The organism is uncultured Granulicatella sp., assembly GCF_963521425.1.
Taxonomy (GTDB): domain Bacteria; phylum Bacillota; class Bacilli; order Lactobacillales; family Aerococcaceae; genus Granulicatella.
Map to the genome: position 1 here is coordinate 25,341 of NZ_CAUQUN010000001.1, position 23,085 is coordinate 48,425.

Genomic DNA, 23,085 nt, shown 5'->3' on the forward strand with positions numbered 1-23,085 from the left:
TGAGCCTTGGTCTCAATTTTTCCTATATCAGAAGCCATATTGACTTCTGATATTTCTGCTACTGCAAAAAGTATTTTGGTTTCTTGTCATATACTCTTTTATGTATTTTACGTAAAATAGCAGCCAGTTACGCTGTCTCATGTTACTATGAAAAGGCATATTTTAGTTACATAACATAATACGTTTTTGTACTTAAAAAGCTTAAAATCATTCTTTAGCAATGATTTTAAGCTTTTTAATTTATCTCTTTAAAATAAACACAATAAATACAATAATTGCACTTATAATACAAGCCAATCCTATAATAATAACTCCTAATAACACAGGTCTTTCAGAAAGACTTAATAAAAATTCTTCAAAATTTATATTTGATTCTGCGTTATCTGTAATTGTTGTGATTTCTTTTTGTTCTTCAACTTCTTCAGGAATAATTGTTACAGGATAAGCTAATGGTTCAATTTTTGAAGTAATACGAGGAAGATCTGTTTCAATGACAATTTTATCCTCTTTTAAACTATATTTAGGTGTTTCACCAATTCGAACTAATGTCTTAATATCTTTATCTAGTTGAACCTTCTCTCCATCAATAGTATGTTCTCCAGCTTTAAGAACTGTTTGAGTCTCATATTCTGAAAAAGCTTTTTTCAATAGTCCATTTCCAATTTGATTCTTAAAGTAAGAACTATTATCTTTATCTTCCCAAGCTCCAACGCCTAAAATAACTTGAATAAAACGAGTATCTTCTTGCTTGGCAGTCAATAAATGGTTAAATGCCGCGCTAGGACTTGAACCTGTCTTGAACCCATCTACTCCTGGAAATCCTTGGTACATTCCTGGTATTGAACTGTTATAAGTATAAAATGATTCTTCATAAGGAGTTCCTTCCATAACCGTAATGAATGGATTTTTTGTGAAATTTGTAATTTCAGGAAAATCTTTTAGAAAATGATAAGCTAAAATCGCTAAATCTCTTGCTGTTGTTTGATTATAACGATTATGATCATAACCCTCAGGAGAATAATATCCAGCAAATGCAGAAGCAACAGCTCCACTAGCATTATAAAATCTTGTGTTTTCCATTCCCCATTCTTTAAACTTAGCATTCATTTTATTTAAGAATTCTGTATCTGATAAACCAGTAGCCCTAGCTACCATTAATGTTGCAACATTTGAAGACGGATAAAACATCATATAGAGCAGCTCTTCAATTGGATAATCTACACCCGCAACGATAATATTATTACTAATTTCCCAAATAGTAGAAATCGCTCGATATTCTTCAGTGGCTGTTACAACTGTATTTAAAGATAACTTTCCTTCTTTCATTGCTTCAAAAGCCATATAAGCTGTCATCATTTTAGAAATACTTGCCGGATCCCAGGGTTGATCAATATTACTTCCAAATACAATTTCTCCCGTATCTGCATCGACCATAATGGTACTTTCTGGTCTATAATTTTCTTCAACACCATACCCATATTCCGCAATTGCTTCCATTACATCTTGTCTAAATGGAATAGCTACTGTTGTTTGTTCAGTTTTTACTTCTTGTTTGGTTTGTTCTGATTCAACTGTTGTTTCTTGCACAGCCTCTTTTGTACTTGAATCATTTTCTTCCGCTAGAATAGCACTTGTACATAATAGTGAAGCCATAAGGAAACTTAATCCCAAAATATTTTTTATTTTCACGAATTATCCTCCTCTATCAACTTTTACATTCTACCCTTTTTTGAAAGAATTAGCAAAAAATCTTACTAAAAAATAAAGAAAAAACGATTCAACTTAACTCATTGAATCGTTCTTAGAATTCAGATTATTAAATACCGTTTTAAATAGAATCTCCATTAAAAATTGAATTTTTAACAATTACATAATCCACTTTACGAATAGATTCTAAGTCTGAACCACCTGCATATGAAATAGATGATTGTAAGTCTTGTTGCATTTCTACTAATGTATCTTTTAACGATCCTTTATAAGGAACAATAATTTTTTTCCCTTCAACATTTTTACGTTCACCTTTTTGGAATTCAGATGCACTACCAAAATATTCTTTGAATTGTTCTCCATTAATTTCAACTGTTTTACCTGGTGATTCTTCATGACCAGCAAATAATGATCCAATCATTACCATTGTAGCACCAAAGCGAATTGATTTTGCAATATCACCGTGAGTACGAATTCCGCCATCCGCAATAATTGGTTTACGGGCAGCTTTTGAACACCAACGAAGGGCTGCTAATTGCCAACCACCTGTACCGAATCCTGTTTTAATTTTTGTAATACATACTTTACCAGGTCCAATACCAACTTTTGTGGCATCAGCTCCAGCATTTTCTAATTCACGAACGGCTTCTGGAGTACCAACATTCCCAGCAATTACGAATGTTTCTGGTAAATGTTCTTTTATGTGTCCAATCATGTCAATAACTGAATTCGCATGTCCATGGGCAATATCAATAGTAATATAATCCGGAATTAAATTTTTCTCTTTTAGTTCTTTAATAAATTCATATTCATGAGGTTTTACACCCACACTGATTGAAGCAATAAGATTTTTTTCATGCATTTTTTTAATAAATGGGATTCTTCCTTCTTCATCAAAACGGTGCATAATATAAAAATATCCATTTTCTGCTAAAAATTCTGCTACTGATTCATCAATAATCGTTTGCATATTCGCAGGTACTACAGGGATTTTAAACGTATGTTTCCCTAATTGAACAGTTGTATCGCATTCTGAACGACTATTTACAATACATTTATTCGGTACTAATTGAATATCTTCATAATCAAAAACTTTCATTTCAAACATGAGGTAACCTCCTTAAATAAGCATTTGTTTCATATCTGTTACCACGAAATATTTTAACTTATTTTGACTAAAATGTAAACAAAAAAACTGTGTTTTATGAACATTAATTACTTCAACATTTACATTATGTAGTAAAACACGAACAAAATAGTTGAGTTGAGTAAAAAAATGACTTTCTAAAGTAGTTTTAGCCATGAGATCCAATAACGAACCTGCTAACGTACTTGCTACATTTAGAAAGTCAATTAAAAATAAATGATTTTATTTCAACGAATCTTTCACTAATCCGAAGATAAACTGCGTTGAGTCAAATGGTTGTAAATCATCCATTTTTTCTCCTAATCCAATAAATTTCACAGGAATATTCATTTCATGACGAATCGATAAAATTACGCCACCTTTTGCAGTACCATCTAATTTTGTTAAAATTAAACCTGTCACATCAATCGTTTCTTTAAATTGTTTTGCTTGAACTAAAGCATTTTGTCCAGTAGTTGCATCTAACACTAATAAAGTTTCATCTGCTCCAGTTTCAATTTCTCTAGAAATAATACGGTTCATTTTTTCTAATTCTTTCATTAGATTCACTTTATTTTGCAAGCGACCTGCTGTATCAATTAATAAATAATCAATATTTTCTGCTTTCGCTTTTTTAATAGCATCATACACAACAGAAGAAGGATCTCCACCTTCTTTACCACTAACAACTGGAACTCCTACACGTTCGCCCCAAATTTCTAATTGTTGGATGGCTCCAGCACGGAATGTATCTCCCGCTGCTAATAATACAGAATGCCCTTCTTGTTTCAATCTCCAAGCAATTTTACCAATCGTAGTTGTTTTACCAACACCATTTACTCCGACAAATAGTAATACAGTTGGTCTACCTTCCGCTTTTGCTAAAGTTGCTAAATTGTCTTCCCCTTTTTCATAAATGTCTACCATTTTTTCAATAATAACTTGTTTGACATCATGAGCATTTTTAGCATTTTTCAAACGAACTTCATCTCTTAAAGCATCCGTAATCGCTAAAGTCATTTCAAAACCTACATCTGAAGAAATAAATGTTTCTTCTAAATCATCGAAGAAATCTTCATCTATCGTTCTAAAATCTGCTAAAAATTCGTTTAAATGATCTGAAAAACTTTTACGAGTTTTTTGCATTCCTTGGTCATATTTATCAATAACAATCGAAGTTTCTTGTTCTTGCTGTTTAATGACAGCATCTTCACCGGTAAAGGCACGTTTAATACGATCAAATAATCCCATTATTTCACTCCTTCTCTTTCACGTTTATTTTGTTCCAAAATGTGGTAAATGGCATGAGCTACCCCAGATTCTTCATTTGTCTTTGTAATGAATTTGGCAACTTCTTTTACTTCTGGAGAACCATTTCCCATTGCTACTGGAAAACCAACAGTTGTTAACATCGATAAGTCATTTTCTTCGTCTCCACAAGCTGCAATTTCATCTACTGTAATTCCTAAAATTTCAGCTAGATTCGTTAACCCTGTTCCTTTAGAAACTCCTTTTGGAACTACTTCTAATAAGAAAGTACGTGACTTCATACAATTGAATTTTTCAAAGAAAGCTTCTGGTAATTGACGAATTCCTTCATCTAATAGTGATTCTTCAATACATAGCACTGCCTTATAAAAAACGTGGCTTTCTTCAAATTCCGATGGATTTTTTGTAATGAACTCAATTGGATGAGGTAATCCTGGATAAATAGAAGGTCTTCCTTCAGGATAAGTTGTTTCATAAGCTCTTTCTAAATCAATCATTACAAGCGGTAATCCTACTTTATACGCTTCTTCATAGCAGTATTGCATATCATCTCTCGAATGACCTTGTTTAAATAAAATTTCTTGGGATTTTGTTTTTTGAATAATTCCACCATTGTAGTTAATAGAAAAATCATCATCACCTAATAAATCTAATTCTTCTAATAAATGGTAAATACTCATTAATGGACGACCTGTACAAAGAACAATTTTTACTCCTTGTTCTTTAGCCAGTTGAATGGCTTTTTTATTTTCAGGTGTTACTTTTTTATCATCGGTTAGTAATGTTCCATCTAAGTCTAGTGCAATGACTTTTATCATACAATCTCTCCTTTTTTTACTCTAGGGGGGTGCAAACGGTGTTTAGGGGGTGCATTTTGCATCAGGGGGGTGCATTTCCTAGAGCTCGTCATTCCTTTGATTCCATTCTTGTATTATACCAAATTTTTAGGTTTGTGACTATTCCTAAAGAAAAAGCCATATCACATTGATATAGCTTCTCCGTTTTTTAGGGTTATAGTGACTGATTTGTCTTGATGTATTTCAATTTTTTCTACAAACGTATTGAATAATTGTTCATCAAATGTAGTTAAAAGTTCTTCTTGCTGTTTGAGTTCATTTATGAATCCTTTCAACTCTTTCACTCGATTATTTTTCAGTAATCTTGAACTTATTTTTTGCTGCTGTTGCTTTTCGCACTGTTCATATTGTTCGACTAATTTCTGGTAAGTTTCATGGTAGTCTTTCTGACTTTGAGTAACTTTGGCATTTTGGCCTACTAAATCAACTACTTGTTGATGGATATTTTCAAGTTGTTTTGTCAAAGTTTCGATTTCAAATTCTAATTCTGATTGATTCATCAGTTGGTTTAAAAGAACCGTTAAATTATCAATAATCTCATCTTTATTTTGAAGAACATGGTTAATAGCTTTAACACTCCAATCATGTATCTGTTCATCTGTAATATGTGGAGTAGTACATTTTTCTTCACTTTTATATTTATGATTACAACGGTAAATAATCTGCCTATATTTACTGGAAGAATGCCATACGTGTCTTCCATATGAATGACCACAACATCCACAAATGAGCTTACCATAATAATTTTTACTTGTCCCCCATTTCGTACTTGTTTGAAGTAATTGTTGAACCGAATCAAAGGTTTCTTTATCAATGATGGCTTGATGGTTATTTTCTACATAGTACTGTGGTAATTCACCCGCATTATTTTTTCTTTGTTTTGTTAAAAAATCCGTGGTAAAGGATTTTTGTAATAAAGCATCTCCTTTATACTTTTCATTTTGCAAAATACTTTTAATAGTTGTATAACTCCATTTTGTTTTACCTGCGGGAGTAGGTATTCCTTGTTTAGTTAATGTTTTAGCAATACTACTTGGACTAACACCGAGTAATGCTTGTCCAAAGATATATTTTACAATCTTTGCTTGTTCTTGATCTACTTCAAAACCACCATCTGCTTTTGCTTTAAATCCTAATACAGTTTGATAACTAAAAGTAACTTTCCCTTCTGCAGCAAGTTTTCGTTTACTCCATGTTACATTTTCAGAAATACTTCTACTTTCTTCTTGAGCTAAAGAACTCATAATCGTAATTAACAATTCACCTTTTGAATCAAACGTCCATATATTTTCTTTCTCAAAATAGATTTCTACACCGGCATCTTTTAGCTGACGCACCGTTGATAGTGAATCGACTGTATTTCTTGCAAATCGACTAACGGATTTAGTAAGGATTAAATCAATTTTTCCATCCAATGCATCTTCAACCATTTCTTTAAACCCAAGTCTATGTTTTGTATTTGTCCCACTGATTCCTTCGTCAGAATACATCTTTACGAATTCCCAATCTTCTCTTCCGGCAATATACTGTGTATAGTATGCAATCTGAGTTTCATACGAATTTTGTTGTTCATCTTGATCTGTTGATACACGAGCGTATCCTGCAACTTTTCTTTTCTTTACGCTTGGTAATTTTGACTGCTGACTGATAAAAGTTGCTGGTTTAACGGTAATCACTTTTTTACTCATCTCGTTCTCCCTTCTGACGTAAGTTTCTTTTAGCTTTTTCCTTTTGTACGTTATCAAACAATTCCTTGGAAATAATTGGTTCATGTGCTTCTTCTACAATAAATTGTGTTCTCTTTCCTGTATTAGGAACACTTCTTCCTTTTTGAGAATCGACATACGTTTTTTGTAAAAGAAGGATTCCTGTATAGGCTTCTTGATTTAAAATTTTATGAACTACACTTCTACTAAAGTTATTTCCTTTACGAGTTTTTAAATTTCTATCATTCAAACTTTCTACGATTGTTTTAGTAGTGTTTCCTTCTATGTACTGTTGAAAAATATCTTGAATAATACTTGCTTCATTTCTTTCAATTTCATAATGGTCAATTTCCCACCGATAACCAAACATATCTTGTGGAATATACGGTAAGCCTTGTTCAAATTTCTGTTTTACTTTCCATCGAACATTATCAGAAGTTGACTTTGCTTCTTCTTCAGCTTTTGTTGCTAATAAAGTAAGTAATAATTCCCCATCAGTTGTGAGCGTATCAATATTTTCATTTTCAAAACGAACACTTACATTCAAGCTCTTTAATTCTCGAATCGTTTTAAGTAAATCAACTATATTACGTCCAAATCTAGAAATAGACTTTGTTAAAATCACATCGATTTTTCCTTCTCGACAATCCTTAATCAAACGTTTAAACTCATTTCTCTTTTTTAAGGATTGTCCACTTACTGCTTCATCTACATAAACTCCAACATATTCCCAATTTGGATTACTTTGTATCAACTCGTTATAATAACTAACTTGATTAGAGAGTGACTGTAATAAGTAGGTATGAGAAACTCGTGCATAAGCTGCAACTCTCAATTGATGATTCGAGAGTTTTGAATATGACGGTATTTTAATCACATTTTTCATGTTGTTTCCTCCTTTTGTATTACTATATATCACTCTAAATCTGTTATTTATCAACTGATAAATCAATGTATTGGCTGATAATTGGCTCATATTTTTTAAGCATCTTTTGTTTAAAATGTAGATATTCTTCTTCAGTTAATATTCCTTTTTGTAATAATTCCTTCGCATATTTCATAGTAATCTGATAATGGCATTCTTTTTGTAAGGCTTCATTAGTCATGGTTACCTCCAAATCGTGATGCAATATAACAACTATGGCAACAATACTTCCGTTCAGAATTGGCATAAGACTGAAACATTTTTTGACAATTCAAGCATTGATGGCTTGTATATGATTGTCGATTTACCTTATCAAGATGACTATTCCACCATTTCATCCGACAGGCATCACTACAATATTTCTTTTGTCTTTTCCCTTTGGTTTGCTTTAAAATCTCCCCACAAACAGGACACACATTAGTGGCAGCTGTTAATCCTTTATCGATTTCTCCTCTTTGACAAATAGACTTCACAGTATTGGGTGAGATATCTAGAATCATCGCAATACGTTTATATCCTAATCCATTTCTTCTTAGTTTTATGATTTCTTCTTTTTTGTTCATAAATCATTCCTCCTAATAGATAAAGGACAGATACTAAATTTTTAAGTACCATTTTTTCCTTCTATATCTCAGGCAAGAAAAAATATAAAAAAATTAACCCAAAAAGAAAAAGCCTACCAAGGAATTTCTTCCTCAGTAGGCTAGCAAGTGCACTTAGTCTTAATTCTTCTTCAAAAGAATCGCTGACTTGATTTCTTTCTCTCCTGCTTGCAAATTTCTCTTGTCAATGTCAATCTGAATTAAATCAACGGGTGTAAACCCCATATTCTTTAAGGCTGTGAGAATTTCCATCAAGGCAGTCGATGTTTCGCTAATCGTCACTTCTATGAAGCCAAACCGTTCTAAGTTTTCTTCAATTGTATCCGTCTGAAAATCCTAAGTATTCAATGTCAAGTCTGTCCAATTTTACTTCTTGTGTATATTCGTAAACCCATAAGATATGCCTGTAAATGACATTTAATGCCGTTTTCTGTTTCTTATCTTACAAATGTGAAGATGTATAATAAAGTGATATTTTTCATGAGTTTTAGTTCCTTTCCTTGGTGTGCACCATATTCCCACACATCAAGCGAATAGTCAAGAGAATCATTGGCAAGCAATCCTTTACCTCATTAATAACTCCGGTCAATACCAGCTTTCTTACTAGAAAGGTATATTTTCTTAAATAGCACATAGCCAATCACTAAAAAAAAGCCTGACTGAGCTAACAATAGCACGTATTCGATCAAAGCAATATTTATCCCTTGAATCAAGTTTTGCGTCATTTCAATTCCAAGTGAAATTGGAAGAAATCTACCAATCATAATTGCCCATTCTGGCATCATCTCATGTGGTAAGATGGCACCTGTGAAGAACAAGAGTGCATAGGAGATAATTGAATCAAATGAAGCTGTCTTTGTATATTTCAACGTCAGAGCCACTAATACCAACGTAAAACCAAAAACGCCAACAGTGGTTATCAAGAAGATGAGAACATACCAGATATTAAACGATATCTGAATCGAAAGAATAACACTCAAGACAAGCGATACAATAGCAACCTTTATCAGATTGACAATTAACCACACTAATGTCCTTACTATAATCAACTGTTCAAAAGGAAATGGCTTAATGATGAGTTGATCTAAGATTCCCATTTGTTTTTCTGAAGAAACAGAGACCGCAGCCTCACTAATCACCGAACTTAATAAATACCAATATACAAATCCTACATAACTCTGATCAATTTGTTGGTGTTGAATTAATAAAAACATGTAAAACACAATTGTTGTGACGACAACACTTACAATGTGATCCGGATAATAGGTTCTAACTTCATGTAAATATTTCCATAATTCCGCCTTAAATAACTTCATGATGAGTTCCTCCTCTTTGACTATAGAAATAGTCCAGTGTTTCTTCAACCGTAGGACTTAATTTCTCAATCTTGATTAAATGAGACATTAAATTATGCTCTACTAAAAGTGCCGTTAACTCATCAATAGAATTTCGTTTCACGTATGATTTTCCTTTTTCAATGCGACATTGTAGCTCTTGATGAATCACTTCTCCCTCAATAACCGCTTCAAATTCTTCTACATGTGGAACTTGTTGCAAGAAGTCCTGATAATCTCCCTTATAGACAACCTCTCCTTCATCAATCACAATCACATAGTCTGCTAGTAACTCTATAATCTCTGCTTGGTGTGAGGTAAGAATTATTGTTTTATTCTGTTCTGTTGAAAGTTGTTTAATTTTTTGACAAAGTTGCTTTGAACTTTGAAAATCTAATCCTAAAGTTGGCTCATCTAAAAATAGCACTTCTGCATTTGTCATTAATGAAATAATTAATGAGAGCTTCTGTAACATTCCTCGAGAATAGCCACCAACTGGTTCATCAATAGCATCTCTGAGGTCGAACTCATCAATTAACGCTTGAATACTATCATTCATATAGCTTATGTTTTGTTTTGATAATCCAAGAAAGTATTCAATATTTTGTTTACCTGTTAAAAATGGGTAAACATTATCGACAGATTCTAATACGGCACTTACATTTTGGTAGTAAGAATGTCCAATATCTGAGAGATTCTCTCCCTTAAATAAAATGTCTCCCTTATCTGCACTGATCATTCCTAACATCAATTTAATTAATGTTGTTTTTCCAGCACCATTTTTACCAAGAATCACCGTAATTTTATTTTCTGGAATTTCAAAGGAGACATTCTTTAAAACAGTTTTACAGTTATATCTTTTTTCAATATTCTTTACTTCAAATACCATGTGCTACTTCTCCTTAAAATAGTAATCAAATACCATTTCTACATCATTTTGTTCAAATTCTTTTTTAGGACATACAAAATCCCCATTATTTTTTCTATATAAACACCCACCATCGCAAACAGGTAAAAATTTACACTGTCTGCAAGCAATAGACACATTATTTAACTCACTAAATTTAGCTTGTTGAAATTGATAGTAAATCGTATTATACAAATTAACATGGCATTGCCTATACTTTTCTGTACCTACAGCTTCAATACAAGCATATAAATATCCATCAGCTCCAATTGTAAAGTTATTTTTTTGAAACAACGAACAAGTAAGATATGTATCTCTATAAAAGGGAGAAAAACGATATCCATATCTATTTGATAGTTGATGAATATTCTTCCAAATCAAGTCTGTTTCTTTTATAGTTGATCTAAATTTCTTGCTTTGAGTATCAATAACAAAACTATATACAACTGGATAAACAATCTGTTTATACTCTAAATCCATTAGCAGCTCTTCTATATGCTCTATATTTTGTAAATTCAAATTACAATTAATATTCACTGAAACTTCAGGAAAATATTCCTGCATCATTTTTAAATTTTTCGTAATTTTATCGTAACTGCCTCTCCCACTTTCTGAAACTCTTAAAGAATCGTGTATTTCTTTTGGACCATCTAGAGTAATGAGAAAATCTTTTAGTCCATATTGAATCATCTTCTTTAAGATATTTTTATTTCCAAATGTTCCATTTGTAACTATGCTATAAATTTTAGGTGTTTGAATATCTCGATTTAGTGCTTCCATAATATCGATGATTCTTTTAGAATGCAATGTTGGTTCTCCACCAATAAAACAGATATCGATTAGCTCAGGACTTGTCTTCGTAACTACATTAGATATAAATTGTATAATTTGAAACATAGTCAAGTCATTCATTATAATTTTATTTTCGATGACATTTTGATAGCAATAACCACACCTTAAATTACAATCGTAATTTAAATGAATAACAAATCGATTAACATAATCCGAATATTTATAAACCTCTTTGGATATTAAATATTTTTCGTATTCATCAGCTGTATTATCAATAATAAAATCTGAATCTGTGAGTAACTTTCTCGTATCTTCATCTAATAAAGGCAAGATATGATTAATTGGTTTATTTAAAAGAGAAAAGTCACAAGAAATACTTAGGGCGGTTCTATTTATCAAATGATATAATTCGATTTTGTTTTCGTTATATTGAACCAATGCGTACTTACTTAATCTCATAATATCCCTCATTTACATTTTTCAAAAAAATAATAGCATGATTTTGAAGTATTAAAAGATTTTCTTCAATACCTCTATAATTCTTAGTATAAAAATCCTCTTGTTGCATTTTAGCAAATTCACTTATATTACCATTGTGATTTAAAAATTTTTCGATATTTATTACATTGATAAAAGACTCATAATAGTATAATTTCAATAAATCCTTTAACAATCCGTTATGAGTTTCACTAACTTTATCTATTATCCTGTATATTTTTTTCTCCTGATAAAAAAATCGAAAATCCTCTGTAATAATATGAGTTAATTGGAATTTATTAACACATATTCCAAATAACTCATTGTCTACATGAAGATAAACATGATAAATATCCGATAATGAATTAATAATATCAGATACCATATTAAATTTATTGATGCATCCCTTCGTTAACTTTAAATCAATTCTCTTCCCACTAAAATAAAGTCCTTTTAATATGTACATTAAACATTTAACTTCATCAAAATCTTCTTCTTTGAAATATCCTTGTTCAGCAAGTTCCCTCTCCAACTTATTGACTATATTATTTATACTTTTTTTACTAAGCAAACTTTTAAGTGTATTTTTTTCTATTTCCACATATTTTCCTGATAGCACTGAATACAAAATAAATTTATCACATTTGTCGATTTTAATAGTAAACTTACTCAGTTCCACTCCATCCCCTCCCAGTTAATATCATCTATATGTTGAATATATGTTCCTTCCATTCCTTCAAAAAAATTATCTATAGGAGCTAAAAATTTATTAAACATATTTTCATGTAAATACAATTCATACTTTTGTGAGATGCCACCGACTTCAATCACTCTACCATGTAAGTCCAACTCACCAGTAATCAGTGCGGTATATTTATTTAGTGAATTCAAAAATACTAGCTTAACATAAATTGCTAATCCAGCTGAGGGACCATTTTTAAAAATTTCTGAATTAGAAAAATGAATATGAAACTTTTGGTTCCAATCATTTTTTCGTATTCTATATAGTGTCAAAGCTAACAATGTAGAATCTACAAGTGATTCTCCGATATATCCCGTTATTAAATCTTTTTCTCCAAAAATAGGAACAATCTGAATTTCAAAATAAGCGATTTCTCCGTCTTCAGAAACTCCCGCAGCAAAAACTTTCATTCAATTCACCTCATTCAATATAGAGTTGGGACCAAATATTATTCTTTATTGACTATCCTCTAGTTATGGTTTTATCTGTTCTTTGCGTTTTTTTACAACAAGAGTATTTTTTTGCTAAATCGACAACCTTTTCACTTTTATTTACTAGGGTTACTACAACGTTTTTTGTATTGTGATATTCATTCACTTGATTTTTATTCATCGTTTTTTCCTCCTTAGTCCCTAACTCTATATTGTTATAATAACACAGATTTTTGATGAATTCTATAGGAAAACTTTCGTAAATAGCGAAAAATATCACAAAAAACCATTCACACGATTTTGGACAGCTTGATAGTCATAACCAGCACTTTCTAATCGAGCTTTACGGTCAGAGCCATTGCCCCAGTCACCTTGAATGACTTGCCAAGCAATCTCGTCCAAGTTCACTGACGGAGTGTCGCCACTCAACAAGCGGTTGACAATTCCTTGGATGGTATCAGCGTTGTAGCCCGCATTCGACAAGCGGGAAACACGGTCACTTCCATTGCCCCACAAATCTTGAATAACTTCTCGTGCAATGTCCTCATTAGACTTGCTATTTGATGGCGTTTTATCTGGTTCACTTGTACTTGGTGCTACAGGCGAATCGCCTAACATCTCATCTACCGTACTACCCAGACTCGCAAAATAATTCATTCGTTCCACAAAATAATTTTTCACACTTTCGGTTGTTCCACCATGTAAGGCTAGACTTCTATGTGGGCAACTAGTCGGTACAAATTCATGATGAAGTCTCACCGTATCGGTATTGATTGGTAAGCCATAGAATAACAAGTCTTCGGTTGCTTGCATGAGAGTCATATCTTCGTTTTGAAGGAATTCTTCATCACTTACCTTCATACTTTCACAGACCTCATATCCAATTGAATGGATATTACTCCACCATTCACCTGTATGATACCCAATGTTATAAGTATCAATCACTCGTGCAATACAATTACGATTACAGTAATAATGGGCAATACCAAGTGATTTCTCTCTATAACGTAACCATTCAATATATTGGTATGGTGTCATGCTTCCAGCATCATTATGAATGACTACAAAATCAATACTAGATAATCTACCCGCATCCATTAATGTTTCATTGATTTTCTCAACCATTTTATTCTCCCTCTTTCTTCGTAAGTTGATTTAAGATGTTTTTTAACTTTTCAGGAACTGGTAAGCCCAATTCTGTCGCATTTTCCAAAATAGAAATTCCTTCGTTCGATAAATAAAAAAAGATTACAACTGCTCGTAATACTCCAGATTGTCCTAATATATAAGAGTCTAAAATATTAGCGATACCCACCAAAATAAAAATGGTGACTTTACGTGCAATCCCCTCATATCCAACGGCACTTGATAATTTTTTCTCTTCCACGGCATAAAGTACCCCAGTCACATAATCTAATATGACAAAAATCACTAAGGCATACAAAATCCCATCCATGTTCCCTAAAAATTCTCCTAGAATTCCTCCTATTGTAGAAACTATAATATTAAAACTGTCAACTGTTGCTTTCATTTTCATTTCCTCCTGAAATTGTATAAATAATTTTCATTGTTTTATCTGCTGTTTTTTCAACTTCCTTAGACAAATTATTAATTGTAGCTGCATATGGCGATACCAAATATAAATGTCGATAATATTGAGGGTCAGAATAACCTCTTTTTACTTTTTGGTATAGAATGACAAATGGTCCATATGAAATTGGTTTAGACCCAAAAGGAAAATATTTTTCAGCTGTTTTATATACTTTGTCATTCTCATCTATTACAAAATTCAGTCCGCCAATCATGTTCCCTATCTGATAAAGTGTACAATTATAAGAGCTATCGTAACCTTGATATAGACTAAAATCAGACTCTAGTATAGAAACATCTACTGGATTATTAATATTAAATTTAACTATTTTAGCTGTATCTGAATCATACGCATATACATATTCTCCTCTTAATAAAGAATGGGTTTTATGATCATCATAATACGATCCTAGTTTTGATAGCTTAATATTTTCTAACGTTAAAATCGTTTCTTCATAACTTGCATCCTCCTTGTTAATAGTCATTTTATAAATATTAGTATTTTGTCCATTAACTTTTGAAATTAAAAAATAATAATTCTTTGCGTCATAATAAACACATCCAGTTTCAGGATCAAAACTTCCAATTTTTTTAAATATTACAGAAAACTCTTTTAATGGCTTCTCCAAAAAGAAATCAAAATTATCTGAAAATTTATATTTTAAAAATGGCTCTCGAAATTTTTTAAAGACTAACTTTTTATTTTCTATCCAACAGGATGTCAATGTGTTATTTACAAAATCCCCATCAAAAGAATAAGTATATTTTGCCCATATCTCATCAGGGACAGAGCTATACTCTTCTGAACTTAGTAGAACCATACTTTCAGTTCTTCTTTTCTTTGTACCATAATAACTTTCTCCTGCTTTAGCATTCGTCAAACATAAACTCGAGATTTTACCATTGGCTTTGGATGTACCAAAATCCCATACAAACTTATACCCATTTCCAGTTTCTTTTGATTCTTGTTTATTTAGACTTCCTTGAAGCACATTCTCCAAATCTCCTGCTGTTTGTCCGGCATACCCTATACAATTATTCGTTGTAGGCACAAATACAATATTCTTATCTTCTTCAATTATGTTTTCATATAGTAAAATTCCTCCTAATAATTTATTAATAATAGGAAAAAATTCTTTCTTTTTTGAATTACAAATCATTCCGCATGGATTTAATGTAAGAATTTGTTCAAGTACATCCGTTACCATATTCGTATCTTCAATTTTTTCTACTTCTTTTGTTTGTTGATTTGTCAACTCAATTACAGTTTTACCTTTCAGCATTAATCTCCACCTCTTTTTCCTCGTAATCAAAGTTCATCATAGTTAGTTTTAATGAGTTAAGTCGTAAAACGTCCGTTACTTTATATTCAGGAAAATCGTCAACCTTCAATTCAGCAGAGTTATCTTTAAAACTAATCATGCTTTTTAAAGCTAAATTCCTTAATGGAATTGTTTCATTAACCTTAATTTTTCCATCCCACGGAACACTACCTCCAAGACCACTACCAACTACAATCGCTTGAATTCCTTCTATCGGAATTTCTATTTCTCCATCATCTACACTCATCTCCACAACAAAATGATTAATGACTTTTTCAGGAAGGTGCTTCAAAGGATACATGACAGTTATTAAATCATTTCCTTCTCCACATTCAGTTGAAGGTTGAACTTGTTCAATTGGAAATTCATTTAAATAATATTTTAAATGTAACCTTTGTTTCTTTACGGTTGTTCGAAAGATTGTAATTTCTTTTCTTTCTTCTCCATCCAACATTTCTAGTTTTTCCTCAACTTTAATCATTTTTCTTTTTTGACTGAACAGAATTGTAGCCATAAAAAAAGCATCCGTTTCTTTATTGGATGCAAATTCAAAATCAATAATGGTTTGATTTTTTTGTTTAATCTTTATGGCAGATAAGTTCGTATAAGTATTCACTGCAAGTTTATCGGATTCAATCGATTGTAAAATACCTTGAATATTTTTATCTTGCTTACTTTTATTAGCAGACTTTAAAGTATTTTTCCCGACACTTTTAATTCGATATTTTCCGTGAATGGTATATTCAATACTCGTTATTATGGATAAGTATTGTTGGTTCAAAACATAAAAACTTATTAAATCCCCCACTTCTAGTGCAGGATTACTAACGATTAAACTGTCTAAAGGAGTATATTTTATTTTTGTGACTTCTTGTAGAATTGCTTGGCACATTCTGGTTCTTTTATCTGGCAATCCTAATTGCATTAACGGGTTAACTCCCACATTCATCGTCAATCCTGTATCGACCTCAAGAGCATAATACTCTGAAATTTTTGTTTTTAAATTTGTACTTTGTATTGCCGTATAATCAACCTTAAAATCTGAAATACTTAATTCATATCGATTTTCTTCTCTTACATCCCAAACAGAGTCTTGTAAATATCTTTTTAAATATAGTTTCCCATCACGTCCTATTGTCGCAAATGTTGCAGTCGTCATCCCAATATAATGCAACAAATCTCGAAAACTTTCGATATCGTGTTCCGAGTAAACTCCAACTTGTTCCTTACCATTTGGTAATATTTCAACCATCTCTTTAGACATTCCCAATTCTACATGGCATTTCTTACAACAAAATTCTAATAATTCAAAAATTGAGCCATAGGTATCGCTAAAATTTAGTGTTTTATCAAAACGAACCATATAATCATATCCCTTTAATTGAACAAAGTGTTTAGTTCGGTTAGCTTCTGCTATCTCAAAAATTCCCATCGGTATAGTTTCAATACTGTCATTATTTAACTTAATATTGAAAAATAAATGCACAATTCCATTTTCAAGACTAGCAGTTGTTAGCTTATCTAATTTTAGAGTAATTCCCATTTCAGAAGCATAAACAGTACCAAATTCTAATTCATTAGTCCCTGAACAAGAATGCGTAATAGAGCCACTATCTAATAATATGTGCTTATCATCGAATTCAACCACCGTTTCATCCTTTAAAAGAATTTTTCCTGTCCAAAAAATTTGTCGACTTTTCTGTTTAATAGCTGTATTAAATTTTTCAGTTACAGGTATCATTCTAATATTCCTCCAATGTAAATGAAACTTGCCATAAACCATAATGGTTTGTATTTTTTAATAACTGTACTTGAAAGTCGGTACAATAACCCTGAATTTCTTTTTCTTCTAACGTGTAAGGATCCATATAAATAATGGTTAATAATGCGTCTTTCACTAATTTTGATACCTCAACTAAGCGTTGACTAGACAAAGTAAATTTTAATGCAATAGAAACAACACCTTGTCTAATAATATCTCGATGAGTAATTCCCGCCTCTGTCATACCACTACTAGCCCCTTCAATATCTTTCGTTTTTAAATCAAAATCATCAGGCGTCGGTAATAGTTGATTATTAATTTTTAAATACACATGTTTCATCATTCCTTCCCCCTTTGTATTCAAAATAACTAATAAAGACAGTAATAATCATCAGAATTATCATCTTCCTCCTGATTTTATTAACTGTCTATGTTGAGCATCTAAAATAAATTCATCTAATAAATTTCCTCCTAGATAAATAGGAATCACAATTTCTTCCTTATTATTTTTAGAATTCGTCATATCGTTAACAATTCTTATTAAATCCTGATACTGGTTTCTGAACCCTTTAGCATCACTTGAAGTTTTCATTTCAGGAATGTTAGGATTAATAACTAACTCATTCGATAATTTTGAAATAGATTTTTTTATAACTCCTTTACTTTTTTCTAGACTGTCTGATAACCCTTTTACAAAGTCAGGCATCCATTTTTGATAATCTGTTAACGGTCCAACTTCAGGGACACTAAAGTGTAAATAGCTCCAAATTGTACTAGCAACATTTGAAACTGCATTAATGACTGCTGATATTTTGCTTGTAATCCCTGCAACGATACCACTAATTAAATCACTTCCCCATGAATAGGCAGAACTAATAAGTCCAGAAATATATGAAACGGCATTATCAAATCCACTTGAAACCGTTGAATAAATGTTATCAATTGTTCCTGAAATAGCAGAATACATACTGTCAAATACTGATGAAACAGTACTTAAAATGGAATTAACTAAATTACTAATCGTTGAATAAATATTATTCCATACTGATTGCATAGTATTTCGAATCGTTTCTAAAACGTTACTAATAATTTGTTGAATTGTTTGCCAACTTTTTTGAATAAATTCTTGAATAGTTGTTAAAATCGAAACAACGACATCATGAATAGAAGTAAAAATCGTATGAACAGTTTCCTTAATCGTTTGCCATACCGTACTTGTTATTTGGGCAACCGTATTCCATACTGAATTAATAATAGTTTGTATTGCATTTAACACTGCTTCTATTCCTTGTCGAATCCCAGTCCAAACGGAAGAAATAGTTTCTTTAATTTGATTCCATATATTGCTAAATATTTCTTGGATAGTTGTTAATATGTTACTAATATAAGTTTTTATATTTTCCCAAATAGAAGTGACTGTTGTTTGTATCGACTGACAAATAGTAGAAAAAGTATTTTGGATAGCTTGCCAGGCAGTGATACAAAAGGCTTTAACTTCATCCCAATTTTTTATTAAAGCGATACCTATTGCTATTACTGCAGCAACAGCTGCAACAATAGCAAGTACGGGAGCAGATATTGCACCTACAACAGTACCAATAACTCCACCTATCGCAGAAAATACCCCTGATAGTGTTCCTATTGCGGTAATAATACTTCCAATGGAACTAATAATTGTTCCTAACACTACTAATAATGGACCAACAGCAGCTACTACCAAACCAATCACAACGATAGCTTGTTTAATAGATGGATCTAAATGATCAAACCAAGTGGCAAGATTTCCAATAATGACTGCTACTTGTTGCAAAATAGGACCTAAAACATCTGATATACTTTCTCCTAAACTTCCTAAAGCCAATTTAGCATTGTTCATAGCTACTTGAAACTGGTCAATACCATCTTCTGTTCCTTCAAAAGTGGCATTAACCACTTCCCCATATTCACTCATACTACCTGATAATTCATCAAAAGATATACGTCCCTCACGAATTGCTTTTGTCATCTCAGTAGCACCTTTAGCTCCAAAAATTGAAGTAGCAATCGATAAGGCTTCAGTTTCACTGCTAGCATTTTTAATGGAATCAATGGTTTTCTTCAGTGCTTCATCCATTGATAATCCATCTTTAACATAAGCTGCAACAGCTTTTTTCAATCCCATTAATGCTTGATCCGCATTAACCCCATTTGCTTCAAACTGTGCTAAAAGATTGATGCCTTGTCCTAGTGATAATCCCATCTCCTTCATGACGGATCCATATTGTTGGACACCATTCATCAAAGTATCAACGCTAATTCCCGTATCTTGTGCTTTCTGAGTAATTAAGCCTAATACATTCGCAGTTTCTTTAGTATCAATTCCCCATTGCACCATGATTTTATTTGTTAATCCAATAGCGTTATTCAAATCTGTTTCATTTATTTCGGCAAATTTTATGAATAACGTTGATAGTTCTTGAAGTTCTTCTCCAGTTACATGAAAACGAGTATTTACTTCTCCAACTGCTACACCAACATCACTCATATTTACAGGAAGCGATTTGAATATATTATCTGCAACTTCTTTTAGTCCAACAAACGCATCACCTGTAGCACCTGTTTTTTTGACAATTGTGTCATAACCTTCATCGATTTCATTAAAAGCAAGTGTAGCTGCAGCACCTACAGCTATGATTGGAGCAGTAACATTTTTACTTAAAGTAGTCCCCACAGAAGTAATCTTTTCTCCTACTGCAGAAACCTTTTCTCCAACTTTTTTTGTAGTTGCCTGAAAACCACTATCCGTATTTTTTAACTGTTCATTTAATTTATCTAATTCCTCTTTAGTTGCAATGATTTCTCTTTGAAGTCCTCTAAACTGTTCTTCCGTTATTTCTCCATTTTGAAACGCTTTTTTTGATTGTTCTTCAGCTTGTTTTAATGCTTCAAGTTTTTTTGTAGTTTCATCGATTGAAGTACTTAGCAATTTCTGTTTTTGTGCTAAAAGCTCTGTATTATGAGGATCCAATTTTAACAATCTCTCTACATCTTTTAATTCACTTTGCGTCTGTCTAATGTTTGAATTTACTTGTTGTAAAGATTGTTGAAGTTTGAGAGTGTCTCCGCCAATTTCTACAGTAATTCCTTTAATTCTATTAGCCACTCTCATCACCTCCTAAAACTGATCCATATCTTCTTGAGTCGCAATAACAGCAAATTCAAATTGGTCGTTATTCTTTTCAATATACATATCATTTACTAAACCAATAGTTACTGATGATAAATCATTCATGGATAGACCTAATTCAACTGCCCTTAACAAAAAAAGAGCGGTTGTCATCTTCCGCTCCGTTGATTTTGCTTTTTTAAAGGGACACTCATTGTCCTTGTATTTTTTGTCCATAACTGTATTAATTCAGGTAAAACTTGATAAATTGAAAATGTAGAAAACTGTTCTAACCATTCCGTAACATTTCCTGAAATTTTATTATTAGCGTGAAAAGCCATGATATAAGCAATATTCTCAAATATTTCTAAACTTTCTACATCAACTTCACCTTTTGATTTAGAGATTTTTTCTAAAACTAATAAGTCCATATAAATATCTCTTGAAAACTTATTACGATATAATCTTGGAATTGCTGCAGATGCTTTAAATTTTACTTTTTTATCATCTATAGTAATTTCTTTAAAAATAGCCATTATCCTTCCATCCCTTCTGCTACAGGCATATAAACTTCTTGATACCAATTATTATAAGTTGCTTCTGTTGTTTCCTTTCCAGTTTTAGCTTTTACTGGTCCTTCCTTTAAAGGTCTTGCTTTGATGGATAAGGTTTCAGATTGAACCTCACGTGTTTCCTCATTCGATTGCCCTTCAATTTTAGGTCTTCCTGCAGAGCAGTTATATAAAACGTGTCTAATCTTCTTTTTATCTCCATCAAATTCAAAGAGTAATGCAAAATTTTCTGTTTCACTATTAGCATCTTCGATTAAAACTTTGTTTTTGTCTGCAGTTTCGTGCAAAATATCTCTTCTAAAACTTTCAGGAATTAAAGCAAGTTCTAATTCACCATCGTATCCCATATTATTATTAATGGTGTAGTATTGAATTCCATCAGCATAAAAGCTGTCTGGTTCACCATTTGGATCCAAACTTAATTTCACAGCACCTGGAATGGGTACTGGTTTTTCAAAAGTTGTTTTTTCACCTTGATTTAACTTGGCATAATAAACATGTGACAAATTAAATTTAACTTTGTTTTCCATTATTCTTCCTCCATTTCAAATTCATAAATTGTTTCGTAAAGAGATTCACTCTCAATCCACAAAGAAGATTTTTGATAATAAATATCATTTCTTTCAAGAACATTTTCCATCGTTGATTCATTTTCTATGTCCTTTTTATCACTATACAGTTCCAATCTAACTAACATAGTTTTATGATAAATTTTCCCATCTGCTGAAAAATGATGGTTCTTTGGAATAAGATAAATCAAAAATGGAGGTTCAGGACTTTCGCCTTCTGCAAAATGATGATAGGCATAAGGAAAATTAAATTCCCGTAATAGTGATAACAATCTATCCATCTAATCCCTCCATGACTCTCTTTTCAAAATTCTCAATTCCACGTTGTTCTGCTGGAGCAATATGAGGAATGGCTTTTGAACGTCCACCATTTCTCAATGCGTGTCCAAATTCTAATAAATGTGTCAGTTGGTAATGCTTCTCAGAATGAACTACAACATTTATACTATTACTATTTTCTTTTACCTTTTTTACTCTCCAGCTTTTTGCATATTTTCCTTTTCTGATTGGAGCAGTAGCTTGAATATCCTTTTTCACATCATCTGCAACATCTAGCACAATTTTCTTAATATCTTCAGAGATATGATTTGCATATTCAATTAATTGTTCTCCTATAGCATCTCCCAATTTATCTACTTGGACCATTTTTCCACCCTCTTTGTATGGATTTTAATCAGTTTATTTTGATAGTGCATATAATCTATACCAATAACTTCATACTTCCTATTTTGGAAAATAACACGAAGTTTTGTACTCTCTAAGTAAGAAACTTCCTTAGAATATCGAATGGTAAAACTCAATTGCGTATCATCATAAACAACAGCACGACCTTCTTTTTCATTTGGCTTAATTTCACTAACTGAAGCATAACATTCGTAAAATTTATCCCACTTATTTCTACGATTTCCAATATCGTCCACCTCGATTTTAGGAGTAAGTAAAGTAATTCTGACATTAAAATCACTAACAGACATTAAAATCCTCCCTTTCGAATTCCAAATAATAACGACCTTAAGGTTACTGTTAAATCATTCATATTAGCGTCTTCTCGGTGTTCGTATAAATAAGCAACTGAGAATAAAATAGCTACACGAGCAATCTCTTCATATTCTTGAAGTTCAACTTCATCCTTTAATCTTGCTACTTGCCAACAAAGAGTAGTACTTGTTTGAATGAGAGTTGACAAAAGATGGTCGTCATCAGAGCTGTCAACTCGCAAGTATTTTTTCACTTCTTCTAAACTAACCATC

General features: G+C 31.9%; 27 protein-coding genes. All 27 read right to left on the bottom strand.

Going from position 1 to position 23,085, the window contains the following annotated elements; genetic code table 11:
* Positions 1 to 240: 240 nt before the first annotated feature.
* Positions 241 to 1,689: a serine hydrolase gene (locus tag RWO76_RS00140; protein WP_314353472.1), complete on the bottom strand. Its 1,449-nt coding sequence runs from the start codon at positions 1,687 to 1,689 to the stop codon at positions 241 to 243.
* 139 nt (positions 1,690 to 1,828) lie between these two features.
* Positions 1,829 to 2,806 (bottom strand): GMP reductase, encoded by a 978-nt coding sequence (gene guaC, locus RWO76_RS00145; RefSeq protein WP_399543025.1) that lies wholly within the window; start codon positions 2,804 to 2,806, stop codon positions 1,829 to 1,831.
* Between the two features lie 270 nt (positions 2,807 to 3,076).
* The gene (gene ftsY, locus RWO76_RS00150) at positions 3,077 to 4,084 is read right to left on the bottom strand and encodes a signal recognition particle-docking protein FtsY (RefSeq protein WP_314353476.1); all 1,008 of its coding nucleotides are present in this window, start codon (positions 4,082 to 4,084) and stop codon (positions 3,077 to 3,079) included.
* A complete protein-coding gene (locus RWO76_RS00155; protein ID WP_314353478.1) occupies positions 4,084 to 4,920 on the bottom strand; it encodes a Cof-type HAD-IIB family hydrolase in 837 nt (278 codons plus the stop codon). The genes ftsY and RWO76_RS00155 overlap by 1 nt, the downstream gene beginning before the upstream one ends.
* 161 nt (positions 4,921 to 5,081) lie before the next feature.
* A complete protein-coding gene (locus tag RWO76_RS00160) occupies positions 5,082 to 6,647 on the bottom strand; it encodes a recombinase family protein (protein ID WP_314353479.1) in 1,566 nt (521 codons plus the stop codon).
* Positions 6,640 to 7,551, bottom strand: a complete 912-nt coding sequence (locus RWO76_RS00165; RefSeq protein WP_314353480.1) for a recombinase family protein — start codon at positions 7,549 to 7,551, stop codon at positions 6,640 to 6,642. The genes RWO76_RS00160 and RWO76_RS00165 overlap by 8 nt, the downstream gene beginning before the upstream one ends.
* 43 nt (positions 7,552 to 7,594) lie before the next feature.
* Complete coding sequence (locus RWO76_RS00170) at positions 7,595 to 7,771, bottom strand: SHOCT domain-containing protein (protein ID WP_314353482.1); 177 nt, start codon at positions 7,769 to 7,771, stop codon at positions 7,595 to 7,597.
* Complete coding sequence (locus RWO76_RS00175) at positions 7,764 to 8,153, bottom strand: RNA polymerase subunit sigma-70 (protein WP_314353483.1); 390 nt, start codon at positions 8,151 to 8,153, stop codon at positions 7,764 to 7,766. The genes RWO76_RS00170 and RWO76_RS00175 overlap by 8 nt, the downstream gene beginning before the upstream one ends.
* A 611-nt stretch (positions 8,154 to 8,764) precedes the next feature.
* Positions 8,765 to 9,508 carry an ABC transporter permease gene (locus tag RWO76_RS00180; protein ID WP_314353484.1) on the bottom strand — a complete coding sequence of 248 codons (744 nt, stop codon included), beginning with the start codon at positions 9,506 to 9,508 and terminating at the stop codon, positions 8,765 to 8,767.
* Positions 9,495 to 10,415 carry an ABC transporter ATP-binding protein gene (locus RWO76_RS00185; RefSeq protein ID WP_314353485.1) on the bottom strand — a complete coding sequence of 307 codons (921 nt, stop codon included), beginning with the start codon at positions 10,413 to 10,415 and terminating at the stop codon, positions 9,495 to 9,497. The genes RWO76_RS00180 and RWO76_RS00185 overlap by 14 nt, the downstream gene beginning before the upstream one ends.
* 3 nt (positions 10,416 to 10,418) lie before the next feature.
* The gene (locus RWO76_RS00190; RefSeq protein ID WP_314353486.1) at positions 10,419 to 11,684 is read right to left on the bottom strand and encodes a radical SAM/SPASM domain-containing protein; all 1,266 of its coding nucleotides are present in this window, start codon (positions 11,682 to 11,684) and stop codon (positions 10,419 to 10,421) included.
* Positions 11,671 to 12,381, bottom strand: coding sequence for a hypothetical protein (locus tag RWO76_RS00195; protein WP_314353488.1), 711 nt, complete (start codon positions 12,379 to 12,381; stop codon positions 11,671 to 11,673). Before RWO76_RS00195 ends, RWO76_RS00190 begins: the two co-directional genes overlap by 14 nt.
* Positions 12,372 to 12,854, bottom strand: coding sequence for a S16 family serine protease (locus tag RWO76_RS00200; RefSeq protein WP_314353489.1), 483 nt, complete (start codon positions 12,852 to 12,854; stop codon positions 12,372 to 12,374). The genes RWO76_RS00195 and RWO76_RS00200 overlap by 10 nt, the downstream gene beginning before the upstream one ends.
* A gap of 52 nt (positions 12,855 to 12,906) precedes the next feature.
* The gene (locus RWO76_RS00205; protein ID WP_314353490.1) at positions 12,907 to 13,056 is read right to left on the bottom strand and encodes a hypothetical protein; all 150 of its coding nucleotides are present in this window, start codon (positions 13,054 to 13,056) and stop codon (positions 12,907 to 12,909) included.
* A 95-nt stretch (positions 13,057 to 13,151) separates the two neighbouring features.
* Entirely contained in the window at positions 13,152 to 14,000 is an 849-nt protein-coding gene (locus RWO76_RS00210; RefSeq protein ID WP_314353491.1) for an N-acetylmuramoyl-L-alanine amidase, read from the bottom strand.
* A gap of 1 nt (position 14,001) precedes the next feature.
* Positions 14,002 to 14,406, bottom strand: a complete 405-nt coding sequence (locus tag RWO76_RS00215; RefSeq protein WP_314353493.1) for a phage holin family protein — start codon at positions 14,404 to 14,406, stop codon at positions 14,002 to 14,004.
* Positions 14,390 to 15,748 (bottom strand): hypothetical protein, encoded by a 1,359-nt coding sequence (locus RWO76_RS00220; RefSeq protein ID WP_314353495.1) that lies wholly within the window; start codon positions 15,746 to 15,748, stop codon positions 14,390 to 14,392. The genes RWO76_RS00215 and RWO76_RS00220 overlap by 17 nt, the downstream gene beginning before the upstream one ends.
* Complete coding sequence (locus RWO76_RS00225; protein ID WP_314353496.1) at positions 15,735 to 17,528, bottom strand: hypothetical protein; 1,794 nt, start codon at positions 17,526 to 17,528, stop codon at positions 15,735 to 15,737. Before RWO76_RS00225 ends, RWO76_RS00220 begins: the two co-directional genes overlap by 14 nt.
* 1 nt (position 17,529) lies before the next feature.
* Positions 17,530 to 17,889 (bottom strand): hypothetical protein, encoded by a 360-nt coding sequence (locus RWO76_RS00230; protein ID WP_314353497.1) that lies wholly within the window; start codon positions 17,887 to 17,889, stop codon positions 17,530 to 17,532.
* A 60-nt stretch (positions 17,890 to 17,949) separates the two neighbouring features.
* Positions 17,950 to 20,691, bottom strand: a complete 2,742-nt coding sequence (locus RWO76_RS00235; protein ID WP_314353499.1) for a phage tail tape measure protein — start codon at positions 20,689 to 20,691, stop codon at positions 17,950 to 17,952.
* A 12-nt stretch (positions 20,692 to 20,703) separates the two neighbouring features.
* Positions 20,704 to 20,868, bottom strand: coding sequence for a hypothetical protein (locus RWO76_RS00240; RefSeq protein ID WP_314353501.1), 165 nt, complete (start codon positions 20,866 to 20,868; stop codon positions 20,704 to 20,706).
* On the bottom strand, positions 20,865 to 21,230 hold the full coding sequence (locus RWO76_RS00245) for a hypothetical protein (RefSeq protein WP_314353502.1): 366 nt from the start codon (positions 21,228 to 21,230) through the stop codon (positions 20,865 to 20,867). Before RWO76_RS00245 ends, RWO76_RS00240 begins: the two co-directional genes overlap by 4 nt.
* The gene (locus RWO76_RS00250; RefSeq protein WP_314353504.1) at positions 21,230 to 21,796 is read right to left on the bottom strand and encodes a major tail protein; all 567 of its coding nucleotides are present in this window, start codon (positions 21,794 to 21,796) and stop codon (positions 21,230 to 21,232) included. Before RWO76_RS00250 ends, RWO76_RS00245 begins: the two co-directional genes overlap by 1 nt.
* Positions 21,796 to 22,116, bottom strand: coding sequence for a hypothetical protein (locus RWO76_RS00255; RefSeq protein WP_314353505.1), 321 nt, complete (start codon positions 22,114 to 22,116; stop codon positions 21,796 to 21,798). Before RWO76_RS00255 ends, RWO76_RS00250 begins: the two co-directional genes overlap by 1 nt.
* On the bottom strand, positions 22,109 to 22,480 hold the full coding sequence (locus RWO76_RS00260; protein WP_314353507.1) for an HK97 gp10 family phage protein: 372 nt from the start codon (positions 22,478 to 22,480) through the stop codon (positions 22,109 to 22,111). The genes RWO76_RS00255 and RWO76_RS00260 overlap by 8 nt, the downstream gene beginning before the upstream one ends.
* The gene (locus tag RWO76_RS00265; RefSeq protein WP_314353509.1) at positions 22,468 to 22,809 is read right to left on the bottom strand and encodes a phage head closure protein; all 342 of its coding nucleotides are present in this window, start codon (positions 22,807 to 22,809) and stop codon (positions 22,468 to 22,470) included. The genes RWO76_RS00260 and RWO76_RS00265 overlap by 13 nt, the downstream gene beginning before the upstream one ends.
* Entirely contained in the window at positions 22,809 to 23,084 is a 276-nt protein-coding gene (locus RWO76_RS00270; protein WP_314353511.1) for a head-tail connector protein, read from the bottom strand. Before RWO76_RS00270 ends, RWO76_RS00265 begins: the two co-directional genes overlap by 1 nt.
* Position 23,085: the final 1 nt, after the last annotated feature.

What these genes read in the sequence shown, in the direction of transcription:
- guaC (WP_399543025.1), bottom strand. Translation starts at nt 2,806, where the DNA reads ATGAAAGTTTTTGATTATGAAGATATTCAATTAGTACCGAATAAATGT.
- ftsY (WP_314353476.1), bottom strand. Translation starts at nt 4,084, where the DNA reads ATGGGATTATTTGATCGTATTAAACGTGCCTTTACCGGTGAAGATGCT.
- RWO76_RS00155 (WP_314353478.1), bottom strand. Translation starts at nt 4,920, where the DNA reads ATGATAAAAGTCATTGCACTAGACTTAGATGGAACATTACTAACCGAT.
- RWO76_RS00160 (WP_314353479.1), bottom strand. Translation starts at nt 6,647, where the DNA reads ATGAGTAAAAAAGTGATTACCGTTAAACCAGCAACTTTTATCAGTCAG.
- RWO76_RS00165 (WP_314353480.1), bottom strand. Translation starts at nt 7,551, where the DNA reads ATGAAAAATGTGATTAAAATACCGTCATATTCAAAACTCTCGAATCAT.
- RWO76_RS00170 (WP_314353482.1), bottom strand. Translation starts at nt 7,771, where the DNA reads ATGACTAATGAAGCCTTACAAAAAGAATGCCATTATCAGATTACTATG.
- RWO76_RS00175 (WP_314353483.1), bottom strand. Translation starts at nt 8,153, where the DNA reads ATGAACAAAAAAGAAGAAATCATAAAACTAAGAAGAAATGGATTAGGA.
- RWO76_RS00180 (WP_314353484.1), bottom strand. Translation starts at nt 9,508, where the DNA reads ATGAAGTTATTTAAGGCGGAATTATGGAAATATTTACATGAAGTTAGA.
- RWO76_RS00185 (WP_314353485.1), bottom strand. Translation starts at nt 10,415, where the DNA reads ATGGTATTTGAAGTAAAGAATATTGAAAAAAGATATAACTGTAAAACT.
- RWO76_RS00190 (WP_314353486.1), bottom strand. Translation starts at nt 11,684, where the DNA reads ATGAGATTAAGTAAGTACGCATTGGTTCAATATAACGAAAACAAAATC.
- RWO76_RS00200 (WP_314353489.1), bottom strand. Translation starts at nt 12,854, where the DNA reads ATGAAAGTTTTTGCTGCGGGAGTTTCTGAAGACGGAGAAATCGCTTAT.
- RWO76_RS00205 (WP_314353490.1), bottom strand. Translation starts at nt 13,056, where the DNA reads ATGAATAAAAATCAAGTGAATGAATATCACAATACAAAAAACGTTGTA.
- RWO76_RS00210 (WP_314353491.1), bottom strand. Translation starts at nt 14,000, where the DNA reads ATGGTTGAGAAAATCAATGAAACATTAATGGATGCGGGTAGATTATCT.
- RWO76_RS00215 (WP_314353493.1), bottom strand. Translation starts at nt 14,406, where the DNA reads ATGAAAGCAACAGTTGACAGTTTTAATATTATAGTTTCTACAATAGGA.
- RWO76_RS00220 (WP_314353495.1), bottom strand. Translation starts at nt 15,748, where the DNA reads ATGCTGAAAGGTAAAACTGTAATTGAGTTGACAAATCAACAAACAAAA.
- RWO76_RS00225 (WP_314353496.1), bottom strand. Translation starts at nt 17,528, where the DNA reads ATGATACCTGTAACTGAAAAATTTAATACAGCTATTAAACAGAAAAGT.
- RWO76_RS00230 (WP_314353497.1), bottom strand. Translation starts at nt 17,889, where the DNA reads ATGAAACATGTGTATTTAAAAATTAATAATCAACTATTACCGACGCCT.
- RWO76_RS00240 (WP_314353501.1), bottom strand. Translation starts at nt 20,868, where the DNA reads ATGACAACCGCTCTTTTTTTGTTAAGGGCAGTTGAATTAGGTCTATCC.
- RWO76_RS00245 (WP_314353502.1), bottom strand. Translation starts at nt 21,230, where the DNA reads ATGGCTATTTTTAAAGAAATTACTATAGATGATAAAAAAGTAAAATTT.
- RWO76_RS00250 (WP_314353504.1), bottom strand. Translation starts at nt 21,796, where the DNA reads ATGGAAAACAAAGTTAAATTTAATTTGTCACATGTTTATTATGCCAAG.
- RWO76_RS00255 (WP_314353505.1), bottom strand. Translation starts at nt 22,116, where the DNA reads ATGGATAGATTGTTATCACTATTACGGGAATTTAATTTTCCTTATGCC.
- RWO76_RS00260 (WP_314353507.1), bottom strand. Translation starts at nt 22,480, where the DNA reads ATGGTCCAAGTAGATAAATTGGGAGATGCTATAGGAGAACAATTAATT.
- RWO76_RS00265 (WP_314353509.1), bottom strand. Translation starts at nt 22,809, where the DNA reads ATGTCTGTTAGTGATTTTAATGTCAGAATTACTTTACTTACTCCTAAA.
- RWO76_RS00270 (WP_314353511.1), bottom strand. Translation starts at nt 23,084, where the DNA reads ATGGTTAGTTTAGAAGAAGTGAAAAAATACTTGCGAGTTGACAGCTCT.